This window comes from Fructilactobacillus sp. X8R4C1 (assembly GCF_059900905.1).
Genome location: NZ_JBWXVJ010000001.1, coordinates 142,710 through 167,562, shown reverse-complemented (window position 1 = coordinate 167,562; position 24,853 = coordinate 142,710). Strand labels below are relative to the sequence as shown.

At 39.7% G+C, this 24,853-nt stretch carries 23 protein-coding genes; 7 read left to right on the top strand and 16 right to left on the bottom strand.

All coding sequences use genetic code 11. The annotated features are described in order from the left end of the window. Positions 1–87: 87 nt before the first annotated feature. Complete coding sequence (locus tag AC6UDA_RS00800; RefSeq protein ID WP_500710426.1) at positions 88–975, top strand: HNH endonuclease family protein; 888 nt, start codon at positions 88–90, stop codon at positions 973–975. 55 nt (positions 976–1,030) lie between these two features. Here the strand turns inward: AC6UDA_RS00800 and AC6UDA_RS00795 are convergent, their stop codons facing one another. The 3 genes from AC6UDA_RS00795 to AC6UDA_RS00785 all read right to left on the bottom strand — a co-directional run bounded on the left by AC6UDA_RS00795 (position 1,031) and on the right by AC6UDA_RS00785 (position 5,846). Then, on the bottom strand, positions 1,031–2,707 hold the full coding sequence (locus tag AC6UDA_RS00795) for a glycoside hydrolase family 13 protein (protein WP_500710424.1): 1,677 nt from the start codon (positions 2,705–2,707) through the stop codon (positions 1,031–1,033). 70 nt (positions 2,708–2,777) lie between these two features. Beyond that, positions 2,778–4,454 carry a glycoside hydrolase family 13 protein gene (locus tag AC6UDA_RS00790; RefSeq protein WP_500710422.1) on the bottom strand — a complete coding sequence of 559 codons (1,677 nt, stop codon included), beginning with the start codon at positions 4,452–4,454 and terminating at the stop codon, positions 2,778–2,780. A gap of 27 nt (positions 4,455–4,481) precedes the next feature. Beyond that, on the bottom strand, positions 4,482–5,846 hold the full coding sequence (locus AC6UDA_RS00785) for an SLC45 family MFS transporter (protein ID WP_500710420.1): 1,365 nt from the start codon (positions 5,844–5,846) through the stop codon (positions 4,482–4,484). 235 nt (positions 5,847–6,081) lie between these two features. Here AC6UDA_RS00785 and AC6UDA_RS00780 point away from each other — a divergent pair, with 235 nt between their 5' ends. Genes AC6UDA_RS00780 through rbsU form a run of 3 tightly spaced genes read left to right on the top strand, consistent with a single transcriptional unit; the run spans position 6,082 to position 9,689 of the window. Next, entirely contained in the window at positions 6,082–7,275 is a 1,194-nt protein-coding gene (locus AC6UDA_RS00780; protein ID WP_500710418.1) for a galactokinase, read from the top strand. A 14-nt stretch (positions 7,276–7,289) separates the two neighbouring features. Further along, complete coding sequence (gene galT / locus AC6UDA_RS00775) at positions 7,290–8,759, top strand: UDP-glucose--hexose-1-phosphate uridylyltransferase (RefSeq protein ID WP_500710416.1); 1,470 nt, start codon at positions 7,290–7,292, stop codon at positions 8,757–8,759. A 12-nt stretch (positions 8,760–8,771) separates the two neighbouring features. Beyond that, a complete protein-coding gene (gene rbsU, locus AC6UDA_RS00770; RefSeq protein ID WP_500710413.1) occupies positions 8,772–9,689 on the top strand; it encodes a ribose/proton symporter RbsU in 918 nt (305 codons plus the stop codon). A 561-nt stretch (positions 9,690–10,250) separates the two neighbouring features. Here the strand turns inward: rbsU and AC6UDA_RS00765 are convergent. The 7 genes from AC6UDA_RS00765 to AC6UDA_RS00735 all read right to left on the bottom strand — a co-directional run bounded on the left by AC6UDA_RS00765 (position 10,251) and on the right by AC6UDA_RS00735 (position 16,775). Further along, a complete protein-coding gene (locus AC6UDA_RS00765; protein ID WP_500710410.1) occupies positions 10,251–10,493 on the bottom strand; it encodes a type II toxin-antitoxin system Phd/YefM family antitoxin in 243 nt (80 codons plus the stop codon). 154 nt (positions 10,494–10,647) lie between these two features. Further along, a complete protein-coding gene (locus AC6UDA_RS00760; RefSeq protein WP_500710863.1) occupies positions 10,648–11,640 on the bottom strand; it encodes an NAD(P)-dependent oxidoreductase in 993 nt (330 codons plus the stop codon). 11 nt (positions 11,641–11,651) lie between these two features. After that, the gene (locus AC6UDA_RS00755; RefSeq protein WP_500701406.1) at positions 11,652–12,725 is read right to left on the bottom strand and encodes an AEC family transporter; all 1,074 of its coding nucleotides are present in this window, start codon (positions 12,723–12,725) and stop codon (positions 11,652–11,654) included. A 252-nt stretch (positions 12,726–12,977) separates the two neighbouring features. Next, on the bottom strand, positions 12,978–14,018 hold the full coding sequence (locus AC6UDA_RS00750; protein WP_500710406.1) for a hypothetical protein: 1,041 nt from the start codon (positions 14,016–14,018) through the stop codon (positions 12,978–12,980). 54 nt (positions 14,019–14,072) lie between these two features. Then, the gene (locus AC6UDA_RS00745) at positions 14,073–14,558 is read right to left on the bottom strand and encodes a hypothetical protein (protein WP_500710403.1); all 486 of its coding nucleotides are present in this window, start codon (positions 14,556–14,558) and stop codon (positions 14,073–14,075) included. Between the two features lie 12 nt (positions 14,559–14,570). Continuing rightward, positions 14,571–14,726, bottom strand: a complete 156-nt coding sequence (locus tag AC6UDA_RS00740; protein WP_500694168.1) for a hypothetical protein — start codon at positions 14,724–14,726, stop codon at positions 14,571–14,573. 141 nt (positions 14,727–14,867) lie between these two features. After that, the gene (locus tag AC6UDA_RS00735; protein ID WP_500710400.1) at positions 14,868–16,775 is read right to left on the bottom strand and encodes a thiamine pyrophosphate-dependent enzyme; all 1,908 of its coding nucleotides are present in this window, start codon (positions 16,773–16,775) and stop codon (positions 14,868–14,870) included. A 223-nt stretch (positions 16,776–16,998) separates the two neighbouring features. Between AC6UDA_RS00735 and AC6UDA_RS00730 the strand changes: the two genes are divergently transcribed. Beyond that, on the top strand, positions 16,999–17,196 hold the full coding sequence (locus tag AC6UDA_RS00730) for a hypothetical protein (RefSeq protein WP_500694170.1): 198 nt from the start codon (positions 16,999–17,001) through the stop codon (positions 17,194–17,196). Positions 17,197–17,330: 134 nt separating this feature from the next. Here the strand turns inward: AC6UDA_RS00730 and AC6UDA_RS00725 are convergent, their stop codons facing one another. Further along, the gene (locus AC6UDA_RS00725; RefSeq protein WP_500710398.1) at positions 17,331–18,167 is read right to left on the bottom strand and encodes a MetQ/NlpA family ABC transporter substrate-binding protein; all 837 of its coding nucleotides are present in this window, start codon (positions 18,165–18,167) and stop codon (positions 17,331–17,333) included. Positions 18,168–18,719: 552 nt separating this feature from the next. On the opposite strand from AC6UDA_RS00725, the gene AC6UDA_RS00720 reads away from it, so the two are divergent. Together AC6UDA_RS00720 and AC6UDA_RS00715 are read left to right on the top strand one after the other, a co-directional pair. Then, a complete protein-coding gene (locus AC6UDA_RS00720; protein ID WP_500710396.1) occupies positions 18,720–19,490 on the top strand; it encodes an ATP-binding cassette domain-containing protein in 771 nt (256 codons plus the stop codon). Position 19,491: 1 nt separating this feature from the next. Next, positions 19,492–20,301, top strand: coding sequence for an ABC transporter permease (locus tag AC6UDA_RS00715; RefSeq protein WP_500710394.1), 810 nt, complete (start codon positions 19,492–19,494; stop codon positions 20,299–20,301). 57 nt (positions 20,302–20,358) lie between these two features. On the opposite strand, the gene AC6UDA_RS00710 is transcribed toward AC6UDA_RS00715, so the two are convergent. The 5 genes from AC6UDA_RS00710 to AC6UDA_RS00690 form a co-directional block, all read right to left on the bottom strand. Further along, on the bottom strand, positions 20,359–21,129 hold the full coding sequence (locus AC6UDA_RS00710) for a YibE/F family protein (protein ID WP_500696278.1): 771 nt from the start codon (positions 21,127–21,129) through the stop codon (positions 20,359–20,361). Further along, positions 21,126–22,241: a YibE/F family protein gene (locus AC6UDA_RS00705; protein ID WP_500710392.1), complete on the bottom strand. Its 1,116-nt coding sequence runs from the start codon at positions 22,239–22,241 to the stop codon at positions 21,126–21,128. Before AC6UDA_RS00705 ends, AC6UDA_RS00710 begins: the two co-directional genes overlap by 4 nt. A gap of 133 nt (positions 22,242–22,374) precedes the next feature. Beyond that, entirely contained in the window at positions 22,375–23,631 is a 1,257-nt protein-coding gene (locus tag AC6UDA_RS00700; RefSeq protein ID WP_500695972.1) for a NupC/NupG family nucleoside CNT transporter, read from the bottom strand. Between the two features lie 195 nt (positions 23,632–23,826). Next, on the bottom strand, positions 23,827–24,096 hold the full coding sequence (locus tag AC6UDA_RS00695; protein ID WP_500695971.1) for a hypothetical protein: 270 nt from the start codon (positions 24,094–24,096) through the stop codon (positions 23,827–23,829). 11 nt (positions 24,097–24,107) lie between these two features. Then, the gene (locus tag AC6UDA_RS00690; protein ID WP_500694176.1) at positions 24,108–24,848 is read right to left on the bottom strand and encodes an SDR family oxidoreductase; all 741 of its coding nucleotides are present in this window, start codon (positions 24,846–24,848) and stop codon (positions 24,108–24,110) included. Positions 24,849–24,853 lie beyond the last annotated feature (5 nt).

Sequence of the window (24,853 nt, the reverse complement as noted above, 5' to 3'; positions counted from 1 at the left end):
AAACATAACTATTGAATAGTTATGCCACTAATGAAATAATTACTGTGTTTCAATATATTAAATATTATTAGGAGATACAGACTAACAATGGATAAAAATATATCACATAATATTGAACATAAAGATAAGAAATATCTTATTACATATACTAATTTATTAATGGACCTAAATACATTCGAGTTCAATTCACATTATCCTTTAATAATAGCTATGTTAGATAAAGAATATGACATTAAACATATTAACGAAATTTTACGAGTTATTAGGACATTCGTAGTTAGAAATCGAGTTCTTTATGACGGTTGGCATTACTTAAATTCCACAAATGCTACTGGGGAACTCATTAATGACACACAATTAGACAAAGTAAATCATGAAACAGACACTCTAAACAATAATAATAAAGTAAATAGTATGTTTAAAGAATTAACTATTAAAGTTTGTAAAAATGATAATCCTATTACTGAAAAAATAAAGAAAACAATACAACAAAAAATGAAAAATGACTATGAAACAAAAAATCAAATTATTAAAAAACAATTTGAAAAAAGAGATCCAAAATTAATACTTATTCTAAAAATCGTTTATGGAAAATTATTTGGAGCAGACGAAAGTGAATTAAAAAAGTATGATCTACAACTTGAGCATATTTTACCTAAAGTTATAGATGATGGTTCTTCTTGGGATAATTCATTTCCCAAAAGTGAAAAAATAAGAACAAAATATAAATACGCCATTGGAAACATAACGTTATTATCAGAACACAATAATGGAAAAGCAAATAATAAAAACTTTTACTTTAAGAAGAAAATATACCTAGATAGTGAAGTTAAAGAAAATAGCTTAATTACTGCAAATAAGAATATTGCAGCAAACAATAAATGGACACCCGAAGAAATTAGCTCTAGGTGTGAGCGTTTGACAGACATGATTATCAAAACATTCCCAATTACCGAGAAAAATGGTACAAAATAAATAGAGTAATACAGATATTTAAATATCTGTATTACTCTATTTTTATATAAATTATCTATTTAATTTTATAAACTTCACTCTCATACGCCCTCAACTTTTTACCAGTATCATCATTATAATTTCCAATTAACTCTTCAGCCCCATCAGGTACCTCATAATCACGTTCCACCTCGTGGTCAGTGAAATTACTGATAACCAACAAAGTCTCTCCTTGATATTGACGCTTATAGGCAAAGACCTCCTCATCGTCTGGGTCTAGGAGTTCAAAATCCCCTTCAATGATAATTGGATTATTCTTACGCAATTCAATTAACTTCTGATAGTAAGCAAAGACCGAATTTGGATTATCAACCTCATCCTTCGCGTTGATTTCTTTATAATTTTTGTTCACCGCAAACCACGGTGTTCCAGTAGTAAAGCCAGCGTTCTTAGAATTATCCCACTGCATTGGCGTTCTCGCATTATCACGGGACATATGAGCCAGATAACTCATCATTTTAGTTGGGGAAACAATCTTTTCTTTTTTGACAAATTGGTCATAGGCATTAATTGTTTCAATGTCTTCATACTGACTCAAGTCCTCTTTATGAGCGTTCGTCATCCCAAGTTCTTCACCCTCAAAGATGTACGGAGTTCCTTGCATCATGTGAAGCGTGGTGCCAAGCATTTTAGCAGCTAAAACACGATACTTGGGATCATCCGTCGCAAATCGACTCACGGCACGAGGTTGGTCATGATTACTCCAGTAAAGTGAATTCCAACCCTTACCATTTAGCCTCGTTTGCCAGTTATTAAAGACTTGTTTTAGTTCAGTTAACTTAATTGGCTGGTCGTTCCACTTTCCCAGTCTTGGATCAGGGTTGGGCGACAATTCAACGTGCTGGAACTGGAAAACCATGTTCAACTCGTGCGCGTTAAAGCCAGTGTATTCAATGGCTTGTTCGGGATTAATGCTCGACATTTCGCCAACGGTCATCACATCATAGTGAGAAAGCACATCTCGATTCAGTTCCTTTAAATATTGATTCAACTTAGGCCCATTGAAAACATCTTGGCCTGGTGCACCATACATGGCGTTTTTAGCCTTATCTACATCAGGCAATCCCACTGGTTTTGAAATCAGGTTAATGGCGTCCATTCGAAAACCATCAACCCCCTTATCCAACCAAAACTTCATCAGACTTTTAACTTCTTCTCTAACTTTGGGGTTCTCCCAGTTCAAATCGGGTTGACCGTCCGCAAAGAGATGCAGGTAGTACTGACCAGTGGTTTTATCGTATTTCCACGCTGGACCACTAAAGAACGAACCCCAATTATTCGGTTCGTGGCCATCAACAGGGTCCTTCCAGTAGTAATAATCACGATACGGATTGTCTTTGGACTTCCGACTTTCCTTAAACCACTTGTTTTGATCAGACGTGTGATTAACAACTAAATCCATCACAATTTTAATTCCCAATTCATGAGCCCGGTCTAACAATTTTTGAAATGACTCCATGTCGCCGTACTTCGGATTAATTTTGCGATAATCGGCGATATCATAACCATTATCTTCTTCTGGTGATTCATAAATCGGATTAAGCCAAATCACGTTGGCACCTAATTTTTTAATGTACGGCAACCGTTCTCTAATACCATTTAAATCACCGACTCCATCACCATTACTATCCTGAAAACTCTGTGGATAGACCTGATATACCACTGCATTTTTCCACCATTGCTTGTTTTTCATAATTTCCACCTCTCAACTAAACTTCCGTTAAAAACAGGCCCATCAAGGTATGGTTTGATGAGCCCGGTTTTTATTTACTTAAATAAACTTTTGTTTCGTAAGGACGTAACTGACCTTCAATGTCATCATTGTAGTTTCCAATCAGTTCCTTAACGCCAACTGGAATCTCATAATTACGACTCAATTTTTGACCAGTAAAGTTACTTTCAACGAGTAATGTCTGTCCATTATAGTGTCGCTTATACGCAAAAACTTGGTCGTCGTCAGGATCCAACAATTCAAAGTCTCCCTCGATAATAATTGGATTATCCTTCCGTAACTTAATTAGATCATGGTAATAAGTGAAGACTGAGTCTGGATCATCAACTTCATCGGCTGCGTTAATTTCATGGTAATTCTCGTTAACAGCAAACCAAGGTTTCCCCGTAGTAAATCCAGCGTTCTTAGACGTATCCCATTGCATTGGCGTTCTCGCATTATCCCGTGAGATATTAGCTAAGTAACTCATCATTTTCGTTGGCGATACCAACTTATCTTTGTTCACAAATTGATCATAAGCGTTCAGTGATTCAATATCTTCATACTGACTCAAATCTTCTTTGTGAGCGTTCGTCATCCCGAGTTCTTCACCTTCAAAAATGTAAGGAGTTCCTTGCATCATGTGGAGTGTGGTACCAAGCATTTTGGCAGCCAAGATCCGATACTTGGGATCATCGGTCGCAAACCGACTCACAGCACGAGGTTGGTCATGATTACCCCAGTAAAGACTGTTCCACCCCTTACCGTTTAGCTTGGTTTCCCAGTTATTAAAGACTTGCTTCAACTCGGTTAATTTAACGGGTTGGTCGTTCCATTTGTCCAAACGTTTGTCAGGATTTGGTGACAATCCTACGTGATCGAATTGAAAGACCATGTTTAATTCATGAGAATTAAAACCAGTGTATTCCAACGCTTCATCAGGCGTTGATGAAGGCATTTCACCAACAGTCATCACGTCATAATGAGAGAGCACGTCGCGATTTAATTCTTTTAAGTATTGATTCAGGTTAGGTCCATTTAACACGTCTTTGGCTGGTTCAGCGTATTTAGCATTTTTAAGTTTGGGTGCATCTGGTAAGCCCTTTGGTTTAGAAATCATGTTGATGACGTCCATTCGAAAGCCATCGACTCCTTTATCAAGCCAAAAACGCATGATGTTTTTGACCTCTCCTCTAACCTTGGGATTATCCCAATTCAAATCCGCTTGTTCATCGGCAAAGAAGTGCAAGTAGTACTGGCCAGTTTTAGGATCGTATTTCCAAGCCGAACCCGTAAAGAAGGAGCCCCAATCGTTAGGTTCACGACTATCAACTGGATCACGCCAGAAATAATAATCACGGTATGGATTATCTTTAGACTTCTCACTTTCCTTAAACCATTCATTATCGGTCGAAGTATGGTTAACCACCAAATCCATCACGATCTTAATGTCTAAATCATGGGCGGCATCAAGTAACTTATTAAACGATTCCATATCACCGTATTTAGGATTGATTTTCCGATAATCAGCAATGTCATACCCGTTGTCAACTTCGGGTGAGACGTAAATTGGGTTCAACCAAATCACGTTGGCACCTAATTTTTTAATGTACGGAAGTCGTTCTCTGATCCCGTCTAAATCTCCAACTCCATCTCCATTACTGTCCTGAAAGCTTTGGGGATAGACTTGATAAACGACTGCATTTTTCCACCATTGTTTATTTTTCATAACTAACTCCTAAACTAAAATTTAAAATTATTTTTTACTTTCAATTGGTTTAACGTGAATAGCACTAACGGCTATCACTCCTAATAACATCATAATTCCGGCAACCAAAATCATGCCAGGCATTGATTTTCCAATCAGCGGGAAAATGGCGAAACTAACTAGTGAAGCAATGATCTGAGGCATGCAAATACTGATATTAAAGAGGCCTAAGTAGGCACCCTCATCCTCACCGTTCAAAGTCTCAGTCACGATTGACAGTGATTCAGACTGCATAGCAAGAAAGGCAATTCCAATTAAAACAAACGCAACAACTGAAAGAGCTTGAGAATGAATAAATGCCAACCAAACAAAGCCAACTCCACCAGCAAACAATCCAATCCGATACCACATTTTACGTGAATTGGGTTTCGTCCGTGACAAGACTAAGAATCCAAAGATAGCAGCGGCTAATGCTTCAACTCCTGACAGAATTCCAAACCAATTTCCAGCTGCCTGATATGCGGCTGACGATGGATCGGTCACGTGCCAAATGGTCTTAGCAATTGAACCAGTTCCATATGTCCATAAGTATTGAAAAGCAAACCAACTAAAGAATTGGACAAACGAGACTTCCCAGAATGGACGAGGCGCCGTCTTTAATAATTTAATTAAACTACTCTTTGTCTTTTGGGCATTGACATCAATGCCATGATACTTAGCGTAGACGGTTGGACTGTACTCATGAACTGACATAACGGTGTATAAAGCTGTGATTAGTAGAACGGCTGCGGCAGTATAAAACGCAATCTTAACCGATAATGGAACCACTCCCTTAGGTGCTACGTTTGAAATTCCAAGCGCCGTTAAGACGAATGGCAGTAAAGTTGCAAACACTCCACCTAAGTTTGAGAAGGACTGTTGCCATGACCATGCCAAATCTTTTTGGTCTTCATTAACCATGTCACCAACAATCATCTTAAATGGCTGCATACATGCATTTGATGAAACATCCATCATGGCAATCGTAATTGCACCAAATAGAAGAGCTGCAAGCGATCCATAACCAAACCCAAATGAACCAGCATTTGGTAACAATATCAGTACAATCGCTGCAATTGGAGCTCCTACTAATAAATATGGCATTCGTCTACCAAACCGATTCCAGGTTATATCTGAATACTTACCAATCAATGGTTGCACAATCATTCCAGCTAATGGTGGCAACAAAAAGAAGAAACCTAATTTTGTTGGATCCGCACCAATGGTCTGAAAGATTCGTCCCATTTGTGAGCTTTGAAGCGAGAATGCCATATTGACCCCAAAAAAGCCAAATGTCATCGCAAAAATCGTATACAAACTCAACTTAGGAAGTGTATTCTTCTTAGGTTTGTCAGCAGATTTAGAATTATCCATAACGATCCTCCTATTAATTCATTTATTACTTTTTAACGAATATATTGTGATCACAGTTCAAGTATAACAAGATGTCTGATTATGTAAAGCGCTTACATGTGCAACAAATTAACAATTAGATTTATTTTACACAATTTATTTTATAAGATAAAAAATCTTGACTTACCACATGAAAACGCTTACTCTCAAAATAGAAATCACTACAAATGAAATGATTTCTAAGGAGATGTTTTAAATGACCGAGAAAATAACTTCAACTAACAAAATTATTAGTAATTTAAAGGATAAATTTCAAGACTTGTATCAACAAGAACCGACCAAGGCGTATTTCGCGCCCGGCCGAATCAACCTGATCGGTGAACACACCGATTACAACGGTGGTCATGTCTTTCCGTGTGCCATTAGCCTCGGAACGTACGCCGTGGTGACTCCGAGTAACGACAAACAAGTCAACATCTATTCGGAGAACTTCCCAGATACGGGAGTCAACTCGTTTCAAATCGACGACCTAACCATTAACCACGATGATGGCTGGATTAACTACCCCAAGGGCATGTTCAAGGCGTTTGCCGACAAGGGTCACAAGCTGGATCATGGTTTCAACATTCTAATTTATGGCACTTTACCGGATGAGTCAGGACTATCATCATCTGCTTCCATTGAGATGTTGTTTGGCAAGATTTTAAACGACCAGTTTAACGACGTCTTCTCGGGACCAGAACTAGCCAAACTCGGACAACATGTGGAAAACAACGATATCGGTGTGAATTCCGGCATCATGGACCAGTACGCCGTTGAGATGGGCAAAAAAGACACGGCCATTCTGCTCGACACCAACACGATGAAGAGCGAGTTCGTTCCGATTAAACTCGGAAACGACAAAATCGTCATCATGAATACCAACAAGAAACGGGGCCTCAAAGATTCCAAGTACAACGAGCGCCGCCAACAGTGTGAGGACGCTTTAAAACTAGTCAACAAGGTGGCCGACTTCTCTTCGTTTGGGGCCATGACAAACGACGAATTTGATGAGTATACCTACACCATTAATGACGCAACGTTGTTGAAACGAGCCCGTCATGCGGTTTCTGAAAATCAACGAACCTTAAGAGCCGTGAAGGCTTTACGTAACAACGCTATTGCTCAATTTGGTCGACTAGTGAACGCATCTCACATTTCCCTTGAATACGATTACGAAGTCACTGGTCCGAACTTGGATACGCTAGTTCATGAAGCTTGGAAGAACGGCGCCGTTGGATCGCGAATGATCGGTGCTGGTTTTGGTGGGTGTGCGATTGCAATTGTTCCATCCGACCAAGTCGCAAGCTTCACCAAAAACGTTGGTGACACCTACAACTACCGGTTCGGCTACGACGCTGACTTCTACATTGCCAACATCTCGGATGGCCCGAAAGAAATCCAGATTTAGGTGAGGTGAACAACATGGAAAATCTCGTTGAACACTACGCCGGTCAGGTCATTGATACTGGACAAACGTACCGACCATCGGACCGCACGTATCTCATAAATTATCTTTACCATTTGGTTGGTGAAAAGAACGTGTCCAATCCGAACTTATCTAATAAATTATTGGCAACGGTCGATCAATTAATCGATGTGGCCATTAAGAATGGTCAAATTGACGATACCCTCAAAAACCGTGAACTGTTAGAGGCGGAACTGACTAATCTCTACACCCCACTTCCAAGTGCAGTCAATGACAAGTTCTGGAACCTGTATCAGCAGGCTCCAGACCGGGCCACGAACTATTTTTACAATTTAAGTCAACAAAATAACTACATTAAAACTGCTCGCATCAAGAAGAACCTGCTCTGGGACATTGACACCAAGTTTGGGGATCTGGAAATCACGATTAACCTGTCGAAACCGGAGAAGGACCCCAAAGACATTGCCAAGGCCGGTCAAAACACCCACTTTGGTTATCCCAAGTGCAACCTGTGCGCTCAAACTGAGGGTTACTACGGTAATTCGCAAATTCCGGTGCGGGTTAATCACCGCATCATTGATGTTTTAGTTGGCGGGAAGCCATGGGGCTTTCAGTATTCACCGTACTCCTACTTTGATCAGCACTGCATCTTTTTGGATGATGTTCACGAGCCGATGAAAATTAGTGCGCAGACGTTTTTCAATCTAACTGAAATTGTTTCGATGTTCCCTGCGTACTTTATGGGGAGTAATGCGGACCTACCAATCGTGGGAGGTTCAATTCTGAGTCACGAACACTACCAGGGCGGCTATCACACCTTCCCAATGATGAAAGCACAGACCCGGTTCACCTTTGACTTGGATCAGTATCCAGACGTTAAGGCCGAGGTCTTAAACTGGCCGATGTCGACGATTCGCCTGACCGGGACAGATAAACAAGAACTGATTGATTTTGCGACCCATATCTTAAATGAATGGCGTAAGTATTCGGACCCGTCCGTCGACGTGCGCGCCGAAACAAACGGGACACCGCATCACACGGTCACACCGATCGTCCGCATGAACAAGCAGGGGCAATTTGAGGTCTACGTGGTTCTGCGTGATAACCAGACGTCCAAGAAGTATCCCGATGGCATTTTTCATCCCCACGCCGAATACCAACACATCAAAAAGGAAAACATTGGCCTGATTGAAGTGATGGGACGGGCCATTCTACCCTCCCGTTTGAAATCCGAACTGGCCGAGGTCAAGAAGTATCTACTTGGTCAACCTAACGACATCGCGGATTATCACGTTGCTTGGGCCAACCAGATCAAACAAAGTTACCAACTCAATCCCGACAACGTCCAGGACGTGATTGACAAAGAAGTCGGGATTACCTTTATGCACGTCTTGGAAAACGCCGGGGTCTTCAAGCTTGATGACCAGGGGACCGCAGCGTTTCAAAAATTCATTCACACACTTTAGGAGGTTATTATTATGAATTGGCTAGCGATATTAATTGGTTTAGGACCAATGGTCGGTTGGGGACTTTTCCCCACGATTGCTTCGAAGGTTGGTGGAAAACCCGCCAACCAAATCTTAGGTGCCACCCTTGGAACCTTAGTCTTTGCGGTCGTCCTGTTTTTCATTGAAGGATTAGCCCTTCCCGGCTGGATCAGTACCACTTTTGGAATTATTTCTGGACTTGGCTGGGGCTTTGGTCAGATCATGCAGTTCAAGGGTTTTAAGTTAGTTGGATCATCACGAGTAATGCCGATTACCACGGCCTTTCAGCTGATCCTGACGTCGCTTTGGGGAGTCTTTGTTCTAGGCGACTGGACTGGCATTATCGGAAAAGTCTTAGGATTTACTGCCCTAGTTATCGTAATTCTTGGTGCGACTCTCACCGCTTGGGTCCAAAACCCAGAATCCACCAATAAGGGTGCTTTAAAGAAAGCTACGATCTTTCAACTGATTGGTGCCCTGGGATACTTAGTTTACTCAGCCGCTCCACAGGTGGTCATCATGCCATCAATGAAGGCTTTATTGCCAAACATGCAAGCCATGGACGGGAACCATGCGTTTCTTCCCCAGGCCATCGGAATGGTACTATGTGCCGTGATTTACGATTTGTGGAACCTAAGAGACGAAAATGTCTTCATTCAATCCGTTTCATACAAGAACATTCTCGCTGGATTATCGCAAGGCTTTGGTATGTTAATGTACTTAATCTCAGCTCAGCCTGACATGAACGGATTGGCCACTGCCAACGTTCTGGGTCAATTAGCCGTCCTCGTTTCCACTCTGACCGGGATTTACTTTTTACACCAGAAGAAGACGCCAAAGGAAATGACTCTGACCTACCTCGGGTTAGTTCTCATTGTCTTTGCTTCCGCCATTACGGCATTTATTTAATTAAATTGAAATGGTATCATAGAAGTAACGAGGCTCCCTGCGTTAGTGGGAATGGCACCATCTTGTCAATGTCTCCACATTAGCGAGACCTATAGTACCAAAAAGGCTGAAACCCCAATTGGTTTCAGCCTTTTTATGTGGTTCTATGAATAAAAAAAGAGTTCATCAGCGACAAACCAATGAACTCTTGATCATCAATCCTACTAAAAATCGATGATCCCATGAACTATTTACATCTATTATTATAACTTAATTTAATCATTCGATTAATAGATATGTTATTTGACCGTTTAAACAACCATGATAATTAAAAAAGAACTCATCAGCGACAGGCCGATGAGCTCTCGATCATCAATTCTACCGAAAATAGGTGACCATGTATTACTTGTTATAAGTATATTATAACTTAATTAAACAGTAATTCAATTATACGGTATAACAATTAAAAAAGAGTTCATCAACTTTTAGCTGATAAACTCAGTCCCACCACCCTATTAAATCGATGAGTTGATTGCATAATCTTCATTTGTTATTATACAGCATAATTATGTTAATTAACTATTATTTCAAATAATTCGTTTTTCCATTTTTCAATTGCTTCTTCGAATGTTCCAAGAACTTCAAATTCTCACCATTTCCTAAGACATACAGATTCTCGATCATGTTATCATATTTCTTTTTTGAAACAAGCACCGCCGAATCACCATTCTCACAATGAATGGTAACTTCTTCATCGTCCTTCATAACCTGATCCATGTATGTTTCAAAGTTCACTTTGAAATTATTACAATTAACCACTTTCATGTAGTATCATCTCTCTTCATACGTAAAAAATGAAATTTTTTATAGTGATGATTATACCATATAGAATAAAAAGTAAAACTAAAAAGAATGTCTTTAAAAAAGACACTCTCAATAATTGTTAAATGCTGACTAAAATTAATATTCTCTTTTAATCTTAAATCTCGTTCTTAGACTTACCCGTCGTCAACATTTCATGAAAATTGTCGTAACTAACGGTAATCATGTCCGTCAAGGCTGGTTCCGTAAACGAACCAACGTGCGGCGTCACAATTGCGTTTGGATATTTCTTCATTAGGTTAACAACTTCCTGGTTCTTAATATCGTCGACGCTTTTGAATTCATGACCAAAAATGTTAGCTTCATCAATTAACACGTCAGCACCATATCCACCTAATGTGCCGGACGCAAGAGCATTATCGACGGCTTTTAAGTCAACCACTTGACCACGAGCCGTATTAACCAAAATGGCATCGTCTTTCATTAAATTGATTTGGGCGGTACTGATTAAGTTATCAGTTTCACCTTTAATGTAGGGAACGTGCAGTGAAACAATGTCAGACCGCTTCAATAATTCATCAATGAGGACGTATTCATCGATTTCAGGAGCGTCAACCTTGTGACCGTCGTTAGCGAGCACGGTTGCTCCCATTCCACTGTACAAACTAGCCTCAGCTCGACCAATGCGGCCCGCACCGATAATTCCAACGGTACTAGAATGAATCTCACGACTAAAGTACGAATCATTGACGATAAAATCACCAGCGTGAGTGGCGTTGATTTCAGAAGCAACTTTGCGAAACAGACTCATTCCGAGAGTCATTGCCAGTTCAGCCACAGCATATGGCGAATATCCGGGAACGCGAGCGACCTTGATGCCAAGTTCTTTGGCAGCCTTCAAGTCAATGTGGTCGTAACCAACCGTACGCGTGAAGACATACTTAATACCCCAGTCGGCAAATTTCTGTAAATTTTCCCTGTCAGCCAGACAGTTTCCACGAACTAACACTCCGTCTGACCCCTTGGAATCGATGGCGTTGTCACGATTTAACATTTCAGAAACTAAGTTCAATTCATAATCGTATTTATTTAAATCTTTGAAGTAACTGACTTCAACGGGACGCACCCCATACGCAGTAATTTTGAACATTTTATCACCCATTATTTGATAATCCCCGAGTTATTGATGACTTCAAGCAGCGCAATCCAAATCGGCATCATAATCACTGACAGAATGGTCGACAAGAACGACGCGTTGGAAGCCAAAACTGGATCACGATTGAAGCTAATTGCGTATGCTGAAGCAACCGTGGCTGTTGGGGTTGCCATCATGATGACAATCGTTGCGATAGCCACGTAACTCATTGGCATGATGCCAAGCATTGAGAGAGCAGTCAACGCAATCAGGTTGAACAACGGCACAATGATGACCTTATTCCAACTATAATACCATGACAGTTTGTTGGAAGCGGCCTGCTTGAATGAAATGGAACCAAGCGTAACACCGATTGATAACCAAGCAAGTGGAGAGGATAGTTGAGCTAAGTAGTTCAACGGTTTCCAGAGCCACAAGGCGGTTTGGTCAATTCGGTAGAAAGCCACACTACTCGTACCTTTGCCAGGAATTCCATTTAACATCGTTTGGACTGTTACATGTGGAACATAATTTTGTCCCAACCACAGGAAAAGTCCGAGGAAAGTTGCAATTACAACAGGATTAAGGAACATTTTCTTGATGTTTTTCATTTCCATCTTCAAACCTGACATTCTGATGTAGGCGTATGAATAAAGGAAAACCCGGTAACCAATATTGAAAATGGAACTGTACATGATTCCCTTCGGTCCAAAGACCGCCCCGACAATCGGAATTCCAAAGAAAGTCGTGGAACCGAAGGTCGTTAAAATTCCCATCACTTCTTTTTTATCCTTGTCTTGTTTGGGATAAAGCAGTGGCGCAACAAAAATCAAGATAATGTAGATGATGAAGCCCCACAGCAGGACGTTCATTCCCTCTTTCAAGGTATCATCGTTGATTGGCTGCATGAATGAGTTCAGTGCTAAGGCTGGAATGGCGACGGTCAATACGACCTTTGACAACATCTTCCCGAATTTATCGGTAAAAATGTTCTTCTTACGTAAAAAGAAACCAAGTAAAATAATGAAAATCGTTGAGGTGATCGAACTAATGATACCCGCATTAGTGACGGTCTTCTCAATTGCTTGCATAACGTTCATGAACGTTAACCTCCAAGTAGAATATTATCGTACGCACAGTAAAGTACGTAAAAATGAAATTTTTCACGATAATAATTTTACCATAGGGAATAATATAGAAAAAGAACTATTTTAAAGAAAGATTATGCTACTATAAGTAATGAGTATCTCTACATTAGTGAGACTTGATTTATCATTGCGAGTAATCTCTACGATAGTGAGATATGAAAAGGGACTAAAAATTTTAGTCCCTTTTCATTTAACATATTTATTTTACTTAAATAATAAAATCAAATACCCAATTATAGCAATTATTCCAGCTCCAATTGTCCATACTATTTTAAAACGTTCAGAAACTGTTCCTGGAGTATTTTTATATTCTCCATCTAAAATCCAAATTATAACCTTAGTCATAACTTGAACACATCCATTGATAATAATCGAAAATAACAATGGTATCAAAAATATCAAAGTAAACATAAATAATCTTGAATTTATTATTTCATAAAAGGATTTATTTCCCCACGTTTCCAAAAACATTTGCACTAAAAACATAATAACTACAGGAGAGTATATTAATATTGAATTGTGATCAAATAGAGTTACTATTTTGTTCCTAGTCGACTCTTTCTTACTAACCTTAAATTCCCCGGCACAGTAAATTAATTCTACTAAAAATGTTATGAAGATCATCAAGAAAATTCCTATTTTTAATAATAAAGTACTTTGATTATATACATCTGAGCTCAAATAAACACACGACGGATCAAAAGACGTGTCAGCAATCATAAACAATATGAGAATGTATGCAAAAAATGTAATCATAAGTGAAATAGTATAATATTTTATGCAATTCTTAATGTGTGGCCATATTAAATTAATTTTTTTATCTAGTGGACTCAAAAAACGTTCTTTTGTTTTTATACAAAAATCTTTAAATGGTTTCCATCTATCATAAGCATACATACAACACAAACTAATATTAATAATTATAGAAACTGTGGCAAAAGATATTAACAATTCATTGATAAAATTATATAAGAAAATATTATCTAAATACAAAAATAAATAATACAAACCATCCATAAATGGAAAAAAAATAAAGGATAAAGGATATTTCCTACTAATTATATGAATAAGCAAAAGTATACTTAACACAACTCCAATAGTCACTAAGAGTAATTGAAATTGATACTTACTTTTAAAAAATAATATAACAACACTCAGCAAAACATTAATGATTACCAATAAAATATTATAAATAAAATCACTAAAATTAAAAAATACTTTGTGCTTAGGTAAGACATCACGCATAATGTAACTCCCTCCTATGTACACAAAAAGCCCTACCACAGGGCTCCTCAACAACTATTTCATTTCCGCTTTCTTATCCTTTTTCTCCATTCTCATCTTTTCCTTGTGCGTCTTCTTATGCTTCATCTGGAGATGTGAAGTGATCTCTCGATGATGCAACATATCCAACTGGTTGTTTGACGAGCAGTAGAACGCAATGAAGAAAATTAGGGTTGCAAGCAGTGCGTACACGGCTCTTCTAAAGTATTTCAGAAAAACGGTCTGATCCCAGCTGTATCCCTTACCTAAAGCAGCCATAAAGTAGCGAACTAAGTAGTAAACAAACAGGACGAAGGCAATCACAAAGCCAGCAACCGACAAAATGTTTCTGGTGGCGACGGCAAAAGTTACAACAGCAACCAGCATACATACAACAAAGAAGCAGTACGTCCAGCTCTTGATATAACTCTTATCAACGGCCCGACCGCGATTCGTCCAATACAAATAACAGGCAATGATTAAGGCAATCACTGCGATAATCAATAAAATTGGTTTAAACATCTAATTCCTCCTTTAAATTTTATCTCCCAGGACACAATTTAAACTGTGAATCAGCATTCCGATCACCATCATATACATTGATACCATACTGAAGCCCATGGCTAACACCACGAAAGTCACGATCCAAAAAACAACTAAAAACCAATTAACAAATCCTTTAAAACTCATTATATTTCATCTCCGATATCCTCTTGTGATTACTTTCATCATACCATTAAATCGCCGTGAGCTGAGGAATTTGCTCAAGTATTTACATCCTCTATTTGCCCACAAAAAAGAGCTCTCAATGAGAGCTCTTTTTCATACTTATTAAAGTTGAACATCGTATTTATCGAAGAAGTCCTTAAGTGGTAACAAGCCTTCACCACCATATTCTGCGAAGAATTCTGGTAATGTGTAAGTCTTGTTGTCATTCTTGTCCTTCTTATAGTTTGGACTGATGGTTTCAACAATTTGACCATTTTCAATTTTAACGATCAAGTCTTCAACTGGAAGTCCACGGTCTTGGTTAATCTTTGCGTCAATCAAGAATGGGTGACCAGCTTTTGTAACCTTAACGGCTTTGTCAAATGCAGCAGGAAGTTCAGAAACGTTGTGAACAGTTGTAGCGTCAATTCCCATTCCCTTAGCGATTAATTCAAAGCTTTGACCTTGAAGTTGAAGGCCGAAGAATTGCATTGGTAAGTCTTCTTGTTCACCTTCGATGAAGCCTAAGTCTTCGTTTGAAGTAACCACGTTAATAACTGGAAGTTGATACTTCGTCAAAGTTACTAAGTCTTGGATAACCATTGAAAGGGCACCGTCACCAGCAATGTTGAAGACTTGACGATCTGGGTAAGCTTTCTTAGCAGCAATGGCACCAGGAAGTCCGGAACCCATCGTTGCAAACAATGCGGAAATGACCCACTTGTTAGTTGGCTGAATGTCCAAGTATCTGAAACTGTTGATGATGTTGTCACCAACGTCGATTGAGAAGACGGCATCTTTGTCGGCTACTCGGTTAATTTGTTTGTAGATTGGGGCAACTGGCATGGTTGAGTTAGCGTTAGTCATGGTGTCCTTCAAGTGTTTACCAAAGTCCTTGAATTCTTCCATGAAACTACCATTACTCTGGTCGGTTTCGTCACTGCCAATGTTTAACATCTTGTGAATGTACTCCATCCAGTTAGCTTGGTCAGCAACGGCAGCCTTGTAGAATGGACTTGGCGCAACTTTTTCACTTTGAGCCAATGCTTTGTCAACAAATGAGCCAGCGTCAGACCAGATTGGGAGGTCAACTTCGTGATGACGACCAAGTTGGATTTGAGAATCGTCAACTTGGATGTAAGCGAATTTGTGACTTGCATAAACTGATTTAGCGAATGGGAAGTCACCACCAATGGCGATAACTAGGTCAGCGGTACTCAAGATTTCGTCAGCGGCCTTTGATGCGGCACGGTTGGCGGTTCCAAGGTTAGCTTCGTAGTTGGCGTCAACGTAGCCTAAAGCTAAGCCGTCCATAATAACTGGAATCTGGAGTTTCTTTGAAAGTTCGATTAACTTGTCGCCGTTGCTCTTGATTCCACGACCAACGTGAAGCACTGGACGTTTAGCATTTTTAATCATCTTAAGGGCTTGACTTACTTCGTCATCGGTTGCGACTGGTTCTGGAGCTGGCTTGTCATAAGTCTTTGATGCAGAACTGTACGGAACATCTGGGATTTCGTCAAAACCGAAGTCATTTGGAATGACAACTACGGCAACACCTTTCTTTGCGTATGCTTCGTGAATCGCACGGTCAACAACGTGTGGCAAACTTTCAGGAGTCATTACGATACGGTCATAAACCGAAACGTCAGAGAACATTGGGGTCTCTGGAAATTCTTGGAAGTAATTATAGTTCATGTTGTCATGACCAACTTGGCCAACGATGGCAAGAACTGGAGCGTGGTCTTCTTTAGCGTCATACAGACCGTTTAGTAAGTTGACCGCACCAGGACCAGCTGATCCAAAGGCAACTCCGATTTTACCAGTTAGTTTAGCGTGAGCAGCGGCCGTTAATGCCCCAACCTGTTCGTGTCGAATTTGTACGTAATTAATGTTATCTTTTTCTTGATCGAGCGCAGCAAGCGTTGAGTTAATGGAACCACCAGGGTATCCATAAACATCCTTAACGCCATATGATTCAATAACTTTAAGCATTGCTACTGCTGCAGGAATTTTCTTTACATCTGTCATAATTTCTTCCTCCCAAAAGTACTTAATTCTTTTGTTGACCTTAATATACTCCCATATGAAAACGGTTGCAATAAAAACGCTTGCTTAATTTATTAAGTCTTTTTAATGTAAATCACGAAATTAACAAAAGGCAATAAATTCCCAATTTAACGGCAATTTGAGCGTGTTATTAGTTATCTTTTGGCGCGTCATATGTAATAATACTAGTAAGGAGGTGAAAAACATGAACTTTTCTGGATTAGTTGAAACTGGTGATGGTCGTTTGATTAACGTGAACAACGTGAACTCAATCCATCCCCGCGAATCAGAAGGTAACATCATTTCATACCAAGTTACTTTCAACAACAATACTACTGAAGAAATCGATATCGATGCTTTTGAAGCACTTAAGAACATCGCTTTGAACAAAGATAACAAGTAGGATTGCAATACTTAGTAACAAAACAGGTTAACTGTAAGGTTGACCTGTTTTTGTGTGAAATAAGTTTCACGTGAAACAAAAAAATCCTCCAAACATTGGGAGGATTTGATCGTATTTTTAGACACAGTGTTCAATTATTTCTCAGGAATTTCCCACTCGTGGTCCTGATTGTGTTTCTTCATGTAGTTCATGAACTGCTTGGAGTTGTATGCCTTCTTGACGTCCTGAGCCCACTTGGTGTGCTCATTCTTCTTGTTTACAACGGCTAGCAACATGTACTGACTCTGTGGATTTTCACGCAGAAGCATTGAACTTGCTGGAATCTTAGCCCCGTAAGTATCAGAACCAGGGATGATGGCGTAGTCCACGCTGTTTCTGGAACGTGGTTCGTTGGCCGAATCCATTTCATCAAACTTCAGATCGTACTTGTTGTCGATGATGTCATTTTTAGTGGCCTTGATGGGATCAACACCCTTCTTCAGCCTAATCCAACCCGCTTTTTCCATTACTAGAAAAGCCCGTGACATGTTGGATGGATCGTTTGGAATGGCAACCGTGTCACCCTTCTTAACGTCCTTTAAGCTATGCTTTTTAGCGGGATAAATCCCAGTTGGAATGGTTGGCACCTTGGTTAATGAAACCAAGTTTCCGTGATTTTCCTTATTAAAGTTATTCATGTAGGCGCCGTGTTGTTCAACGTTTAAGTCAACCTGACCCTGGTTTAATGCCATGTCGGCATTCAGTAAGACGGAGAATGACTTATTTTTAACCTTATAACCGTCTTTTTCAAGAATGGGTTTGATGCCCTTCATAAACAGGTCACTGTATGGACCAGGCGAACTTGCTAAAGTGATCGTCTTCTTGTTTGACTGTGGTGCATGGGCCTTCTGATACGGCCGATACACAAACGTATATCCAAATAAAATCACGATAATTGCGACTAATGCGGTAATCCAATATCTTTTCTTCATCCTATTTCTCCCCTTCAACTAAGTAATCCTGTTTCTGACAAAACCCCATTAAACGAAACAATTAAAAAAATCAGTTAGACTATCCATTAAGTTAGCCTAACTGATCCTTTTTCTCCACGTAAATATAGAGTAGATTAGTATATTCGATTGAGTTGGAATTCACCAATCTCAGTTAGACTAACAAAATGTTGTATCTAACTGAGCACAAAAATTACTACACTTAGATACAGGCGTTTGATCAACACCCGCATCTAAAACTACGAACGCTGACCTACATGTAACAAGTACAGCAACAGTAAGTATTTTGATAGTTCGTAGTAATCGTTGTCATTGGTTTCATCCCTTTCTTATTTTGCATTAATTTAACCACAGAAATCGCGAGTTGTAAAGGATAAAGTTCACAAATCAGAAAAGGGACCCCCTCGTCTTGTTCGTTATTCAAATCAATTAAATTTCAAAATAAAAAAATTAAAAATCAGTTTTCAAATAATAAAGAAAGGTACATACTAAATATTAAAATTATGACCATAAACTACATCATAAGGAGAGTTCATGAAATTAACAGTTGAAAAAATCTCAAAAACAGATATTTTAACCGATGTCTCCCTTTCTGTTAATAAAGGGGACAAGATTGCATTAATTGGCCCGAATGGTGCTGGTAAAACTACATTATTGAATATAATAATGGGATTAACATCACCAACTAGTGGGAACATTTACATGAAAGACATTAATTTAGGCACAGTTTTCCAAAATAATATTTTAGATAATGAACTTTCTGTGTATCAAAATATACACTGTAGAATTAATGATAAACATAAACTTCAATACATCTTAAATAAACTAGAGGAATTTGATATTGATACTAGTCAACCATATGCAACATTATCAGGTGGTCAAAAACGTTTAGTAAATTACTTACGTGCAATTTCTATTAAGCCGAATTTCCTTATTTTAGATGAGTTATCAGCAGGAATAGACGTTGACATACGTCAGACTATTTGGAAAGATTTGAATCAATACCTACGTGATCAACAATGCAGTATCATTTTCACTACTCATTTACTTGAAGAAGTAGAAAATGCTAGTAAAGTACTATTCATGTTACACGGTAAAGTGAAATATTTTGGTGATATTAATACTTTCATGAAAAAAATGCCAAAATTCAAACTTATTTTTCATGAAAATAAAAATACTGAATATTTTAACACTGCTGCTAAAGCTGTAAATTTCGTAATAGAACATGATTTAATGAATGAAAATTTTGAAATAGTAAAAACAACTTATACTGATTTATTCAAGAATATGGAAGAAGGTTTGTAGAATGTACAGAAAATTTATTAAAAGAAACCTTCTGATCTATTTTAAAGACAAAATAGGTATCTTCTTTTCTTTCTTAGGCATGTTCATTAGTTTATTTATTTATATCTTTTTCTTACGTTCTAATTTAATAGATTCATTAAAGGGTATTAACCATATCGACCAGTTTGTAGACACATGGATGATGGCAGGCTTAATTTCCATCGTATCAATGACAACTACATTAACCGCATTTGGTCAAAAACTTGAAGATCAAAAAAATAATAGAATAGATGATTTTATTGTTAATAGTAAGATAAGTCTAAAAATACTTAACGAATTATATACTGTAACTTCTGTTATTGAAGGTCTTGTCTCAACATTTGTTTTTTCGCTTATTTGTTTTGGATATTTGTCTTTCAAATACAAGTATAATTCATTTAATATTCAATTTCTTGTTGTAATGTTATTTAGCATTCTACTAATTATTTTTTCTAGTTTACTATTTTCTTTTGTTACTGATTTCTTAAAAAGCAATTCAAGTTTCTCATCATTATCCGCAATTGTTGGGACATTAGCTGGTTTCTTTTCAGGAACCTACATTGTTTATGGCGATCTACCGCATTTTATGCAGAAAATTTTAAACTTATGGCCTGGATTTCAAATAGCATCAATCATGCGTTATGAAAGCATTAAAAATATAAAAACAGCAGTGCCAAAACATGTATTAACTTCATTAGGAATTAGTTCCAATTTTAAAAATGCCTTACTAATAACGGTATTATTCGGATTAATTATCATTTTTATTCATGTCTTATCACGTTTTAAAAGATAATATTAAAAAACATCTTCCCCATACTAGATACTAGTCTGAAGAAGATGTTTTTAATATTTATCCCTGTTTCACTTTCTTCAACTTGCGATGCTTCAAATACAACATCACCGCGATGGTCACGGGAATTGTCAATACCACTCCAATTGCCGAAATCAACGTCATGATCAACTCTGACGCAAAGATTTTGTCGTTCATGACCATGCCGATACTGTAATGCAAACGCGCAAACCAGATGAACAAACCAACTAGTTCCCCGTAGAAACTAAAGAATAGGGTGTTAAAGGCCGTTCCAACGATTTCTTTTCCAATTGAAACTCCGATATAACTGAAGTCTTTATCGGAAATCTTGATGTTGTGGTCCTGAATCTCAACTAACCCAGTGGCCATGGCAACGGCCGCTTCGGCCACGGCTCCCAGACAACTCAAAATCGTCATCGCACACGAAACGTTTAGGAATTTCACGCCAATTAAGAGCGACATTCCTTCCAAATCTTCGGTATTCTCGGGTCCAAAACCTTGCACCTGCGCCCAGTGTTCCACCGGAATGATCAACGCAATTACGATTGCCACCACGATTAACGAAGTCACAAACGCCACGTCGGCGTTCCGTCCCTGTTCATTACCGAAGTAAATTGTAATGACGAGGATAATGACGGCGTTAACCAGTGTGACCCAGAGGTACGGAATGCCAAACGCAATCAAAACGACGGACATGAAGACCAAACCAAAGTTACACAAAAGACCAATAAAAGCCACGAAACCCTTGGAGCCACCCGCCAGCAGCATTGCGAAAAAGAGAATGATTAATAAGACGGTCATGGTACTCATTTAATCACCTTCATTTCACAAAGTGCACTCGCAATCAGGCTGGTAATCGGCACCGTCAGTGTAATCCCAATCGCACTAATCAGACTTTGAATGATTCCAAGTGACATAATCATTGAGAACGAGTAGCCCCAACTGTTGCCGTTTCTTAAAAACAGCACCATCATCGGAAAAGTTCCGGCCACGAAAATGAGGAACAAGACGTTAATCAACGGTCCCATGATTGACCGTCCGATGTTTTGCCCATTCTTTAAGAGCTTCAAGAACGAAAGACTGTGGTCTTCTTCATAAACCGCAAACAGACTGGACGTGATGTCGGCTGAGAGGTCCATGATGGCCCCCAGCGACCCAATCATACAACCGACGAAGTAGATTGGTAGTCGTTGTTGGGTCACGTAGTCCATCATCTCGAAGTTCATGCCCCGCTCGTGCGTGACCGACAGGACAATGAACGCAATCAGAATCGCGACCGCGGTCCCTAGAATCGTGGACGAAATCGTCACGACCGTCTCCTTTGACACCCCAAAAATCAGAATGGCGGTGACAATCGTGAAAATGACCGACAAGATGGCAAATAAAACAAACGGATTGAAGCTCGTTCCCACGTCAATTGAGACCGCCAAAAAGAACAGCACGGCGTTGATGATGATACTTAAAAGCGCCATGGAGCCACTGAACTTCAAAATCACCAGCAACAGCATCACCGTTAGCCAGATTAAGAAGACGACCGCGGTGTCCCGCTTAAAGCCGTTGATCAGAATCGACGAAGGCTTTAAGTTCTTGTTGGCAACGTGAATAAAGATCTGTTGGCCAGCATGATACTTCATGTCGGTCGCCCCGGCACCAGAATACTGGTTGTTAGCGGTAATCGTCTTGCCCTTGTATTCTCCGTTTAAGACCTTGAGGGTCAGTTTCTGATTTTCTTGGTAGTCATGATTCTTAAATTCATCAGTTTGTGAAGTGCGACCGTAGTTGTGCACGTTTACGACTCGAGCCACCGTCTGTTTGTACATCGGTGCGTCGAAATGGGTGAAGGTCACGGCGACGATCCCCGAGATTAGCACCAAAACGATGGCGAGCCAACGAATCTTTAGCTTTGGATGGATTCGTTTCAAATTCTCATCCCCTAATTATTTACGTTCAGTGTATCATACTAAAATTAAGTTTCGCTAAACTTACGTATTTATAACTAGACAACAAAAAACACCTCTGAATTAAATCAGAAGTGTTATAAATTTAATTTTATGATTACCAGACGAATAATCCAACAATTCCAGCCGAGAGTAGTGATACCAAGATTCCGGATAGGATTAAGTATCCAACATTTCTGGAAATAACGTCGTTCTTTTCACGGCTGACTAAGCCCTTCAAGCATCCAATGACCATGCCAACGGTACTGAAGTTAGCAAAGGAAGTCAAGAAGACACAGAGTTGGGCTTGGTAGTGAGCCGGAAAGATGTGTAAGTTGTTGATATGGGGAGCAATGGCACCCATGACCACGAATTCGTTGGTCACTAACTTGGTTCCCATGTATTGAGCAAACTGGAAGGCGTGGTTAACGTCCATCCCCATCAGCCATGCAAATGGGAACATTACGATTCCAAGTAAGTGTTGAAGTGACAACCAAGGATTAATGAGTCCTAGTAACTTACTAATTAAGTTAGCAAGGGCCACGAAGGCAATGACGTTGGCAGCGATGATTAAGACCAACTTACCGGCACCTAAGATTGAATCACCCAAAAATGAGAAGAACGGTTCTTTCTTGGGTTTTTCCGGCTTATCAGCAACCGTTTCTTCAGCAACCTGCTCTGAAGGTTCCGTCATCGTCGCAATTGTGTCTTCTTCAGGCGTAACGTGAACGGGGTTCAGTAGTGATGTCACGATGATGGCGTTCAAGATGTTAAGCGGAATCGCGGTTAAGACGTATTGCCCCGGAATCATCTGGGTGTACGAACCAACGATCGCAGCGGTGATACACGACATCGACATCATGGCAACCGTCAAGAGTCGTTCACTGGATAATTTCTTAAGTTGCAGACTAGAAACAGCTAGGGCTTCCGTGTTTCCCAGGAACATCATTTCAACGGCGTAAAATGACTCAAACTTTGGTTGTCCTGTAACCTTTGATAACGCAATTCCGATCCATTTAATGATAAATGGCAAAATCCCAAAGTATGTAAGGATATCAAATAACGGAACAATCATTAGGATTGGAAGCAGTGCTGAAGTAACAAAGTTCATCTGTTTGACGTGCACCCAGTTGGGAAGTGCGAAGGCAATCCCAGTGTAGGCAACCTGGACAATCCAGTTGAATCCTTCAGCGGCACCCTTGACGGCATCTCGACCCCAACTAAAGCGAGTAAGGAGAAACGCGATGACTAGGTTTAAGACTAAAACGACAATGACCGATCGCCAGTTGACGTGCTTGTGATCCTTAGAAAACAAAAAGGCAATTCCGAGGAACACAGCGACCCCAATGATGTTAATGATTAGATAGTAATTCATCGAACTTTCTCCTCCATTTTATATGCAATGTTCGGATATTGTCAGATAACAAAATTCGAACAACCTGTTTTTTATAATAATAGTATTAAACATTAACAATTTCAACCTTCATCGCGGAAATGGTTCACGGATTGGTTAATTTTCCCGTAAAAAAAGACTAATTATCGGTTAAAACCAACAACTAGTCTAATTAATTTATTTCTTTTCTCGTCGTTTATCAATGCGTTCGTCGTACCACGTAAAAATCAGGAGCAACCCAATCATAATCAGATTGACAATCGACTGCAGGACCTGATCTGGAACTAGTCCATACATTAAGACGGTGATCAAAAACAGCACCAGGTACTTAGCCGAACGCAGATACTCCTGGGTGTAGACGTAGCGCGCAAACTGCATGATTGACAGGATGGCGATGATTAAAAACGAACCATCCCTTAAGACATGTTTCGATACATCTAGTTTCATATGCATCAGTCCTAAACCTGATCGGTTGGTCGAATCACGATTTCGTTGACCGAAGCGTCCTTTGGCATGTCAATGGCGTACAGGATGGATTGCGCAATCCGTTTGGGACTAAGCGGCGTCAAGTCGTATGACTCAAACTGCTTCTTGATGTCCGGATCGGTGATGTGATTGGGCAGTTCGGTAGCTACCGCGCCGGGTGAAATCATGGTTACCCGAATACCAGACTTAGCCTTGGCCTCTTCCTCTCTGAGTGAATCACTAATCATCTTAACGGCTGCCTTTGTGGCACTGTACACCCCACTGTTAATTCCAGAAGTATGGGCCGCAACCGAAGCGGTGTTGATGTACTGACCGCTACCTTGACCACGCATGGTATCAAGGGAAGCGGTAATGCCGTACAAAACACCCCTGATATTGACGTCAATCATGAGATTCCAACCCTTGACGTCACCCTTAATCAGTGGTGATTGGGGCATCACACCCGCATTGTTCATCCAAACGTCGATGCGACCAAACTGGTCAACCGCAGCGGACGCCAGGTTTCTGACCTCATCGAGTTTGGTGACATCGGTCTTCTGAATGGCGGCCACGCCACCATCAGCTTCGATATCTTCCTGAATCGCACGTAAGCGGTCCTCTCTTCTAGCACCCAGCACGACCTTGGCGCCGTTCTTTGCCAACAACTTGGCGGTCGCTTCACCAATTCCACTAGAAGCTCCCGTAATTACAACTACTTTATCTTTAACAGCCATCTTAA

Excerpts from the sequence above, each read along its gene's own strand:
- AC6UDA_RS00800 (WP_500710426.1), top strand. The coding sequence starts at position 88 with ATGGATAAAAATATATCACATAATATTGAACATAAAGATAAGAAATAT.
- AC6UDA_RS00795 (WP_500710424.1), bottom strand. The coding sequence starts at position 2,707 with ATGAAAAACAAGCAATGGTGGAAAAATGCAGTGGTATATCAGGTCTAT.
- AC6UDA_RS00790 (WP_500710422.1), bottom strand. The coding sequence starts at position 4,454 with ATGAAAAATAAACAATGGTGGAAAAATGCAGTCGTTTATCAAGTCTAT.
- AC6UDA_RS00785 (WP_500710420.1), bottom strand. The coding sequence starts at position 5,846 with ATGGATAATTCTAAATCTGCTGACAAACCTAAGAAGAATACACTTCCT.
- AC6UDA_RS00780 (WP_500710418.1), top strand. The coding sequence starts at position 6,082 with ATGACCGAGAAAATAACTTCAACTAACAAAATTATTAGTAATTTAAAG.
- galT (WP_500710416.1), top strand. The coding sequence starts at position 7,290 with ATGGAAAATCTCGTTGAACACTACGCCGGTCAGGTCATTGATACTGGA.
- rbsU (WP_500710413.1), top strand. The coding sequence starts at position 8,772 with ATGAATTGGCTAGCGATATTAATTGGTTTAGGACCAATGGTCGGTTGG.
- AC6UDA_RS00765 (WP_500710410.1), bottom strand. The coding sequence starts at position 10,493 with ATGAAAGTGGTTAATTGTAATAATTTCAAAGTGAACTTTGAAACATAC.
- AC6UDA_RS00760 (WP_500710863.1), bottom strand. The coding sequence starts at position 11,640 with ATGTTCAAAATTACTGCGTATGGGGTGCGTCCCGTTGAAGTCAGTTAC.
- AC6UDA_RS00755 (WP_500701406.1), bottom strand. The coding sequence starts at position 12,725 with ATGAACGTTATGCAAGCAATTGAGAAGACCGTCACTAATGCGGGTATC.
- AC6UDA_RS00750 (WP_500710406.1), bottom strand. The coding sequence starts at position 14,018 with ATGCGTGATGTCTTACCTAAGCACAAAGTATTTTTTAATTTTAGTGAT.
- AC6UDA_RS00745 (WP_500710403.1), bottom strand. The coding sequence starts at position 14,558 with ATGTTTAAACCAATTTTATTGATTATCGCAGTGATTGCCTTAATCATT.
- AC6UDA_RS00740 (WP_500694168.1), bottom strand. The coding sequence starts at position 14,726 with ATGAGTTTTAAAGGATTTGTTAATTGGTTTTTAGTTGTTTTTTGGATC.
- AC6UDA_RS00735 (WP_500710400.1), bottom strand. The coding sequence starts at position 16,775 with ATGACAGATGTAAAGAAAATTCCTGCAGCAGTAGCAATGCTTAAAGTT.
- AC6UDA_RS00730 (WP_500694170.1), top strand. The coding sequence starts at position 16,999 with ATGAACTTTTCTGGATTAGTTGAAACTGGTGATGGTCGTTTGATTAAC.
- AC6UDA_RS00725 (WP_500710398.1), bottom strand. The coding sequence starts at position 18,167 with ATGAAGAAAAGATATTGGATTACCGCATTAGTCGCAATTATCGTGATT.
- AC6UDA_RS00720 (WP_500710396.1), top strand. The coding sequence starts at position 18,720 with ATGAAATTAACAGTTGAAAAAATCTCAAAAACAGATATTTTAACCGAT.
- AC6UDA_RS00715 (WP_500710394.1), top strand. The coding sequence starts at position 19,492 with ATGTACAGAAAATTTATTAAAAGAAACCTTCTGATCTATTTTAAAGAC.
- AC6UDA_RS00710 (WP_500696278.1), bottom strand. The coding sequence starts at position 21,129 with ATGAGTACCATGACCGTCTTATTAATCATTCTCTTTTTCGCAATGCTG.
- AC6UDA_RS00700 (WP_500695972.1), bottom strand. The coding sequence starts at position 23,631 with ATGAATTACTATCTAATCATTAACATCATTGGGGTCGCTGTGTTCCTC.
- AC6UDA_RS00695 (WP_500695971.1), bottom strand. The coding sequence starts at position 24,096 with ATGAAACTAGATGTATCGAAACATGTCTTAAGGGATGGTTCGTTTTTA.
- AC6UDA_RS00690 (WP_500694176.1), bottom strand. The coding sequence starts at position 24,848 with ATGGCTGTTAAAGATAAAGTAGTTGTAATTACGGGAGCTTCTAGTGGA.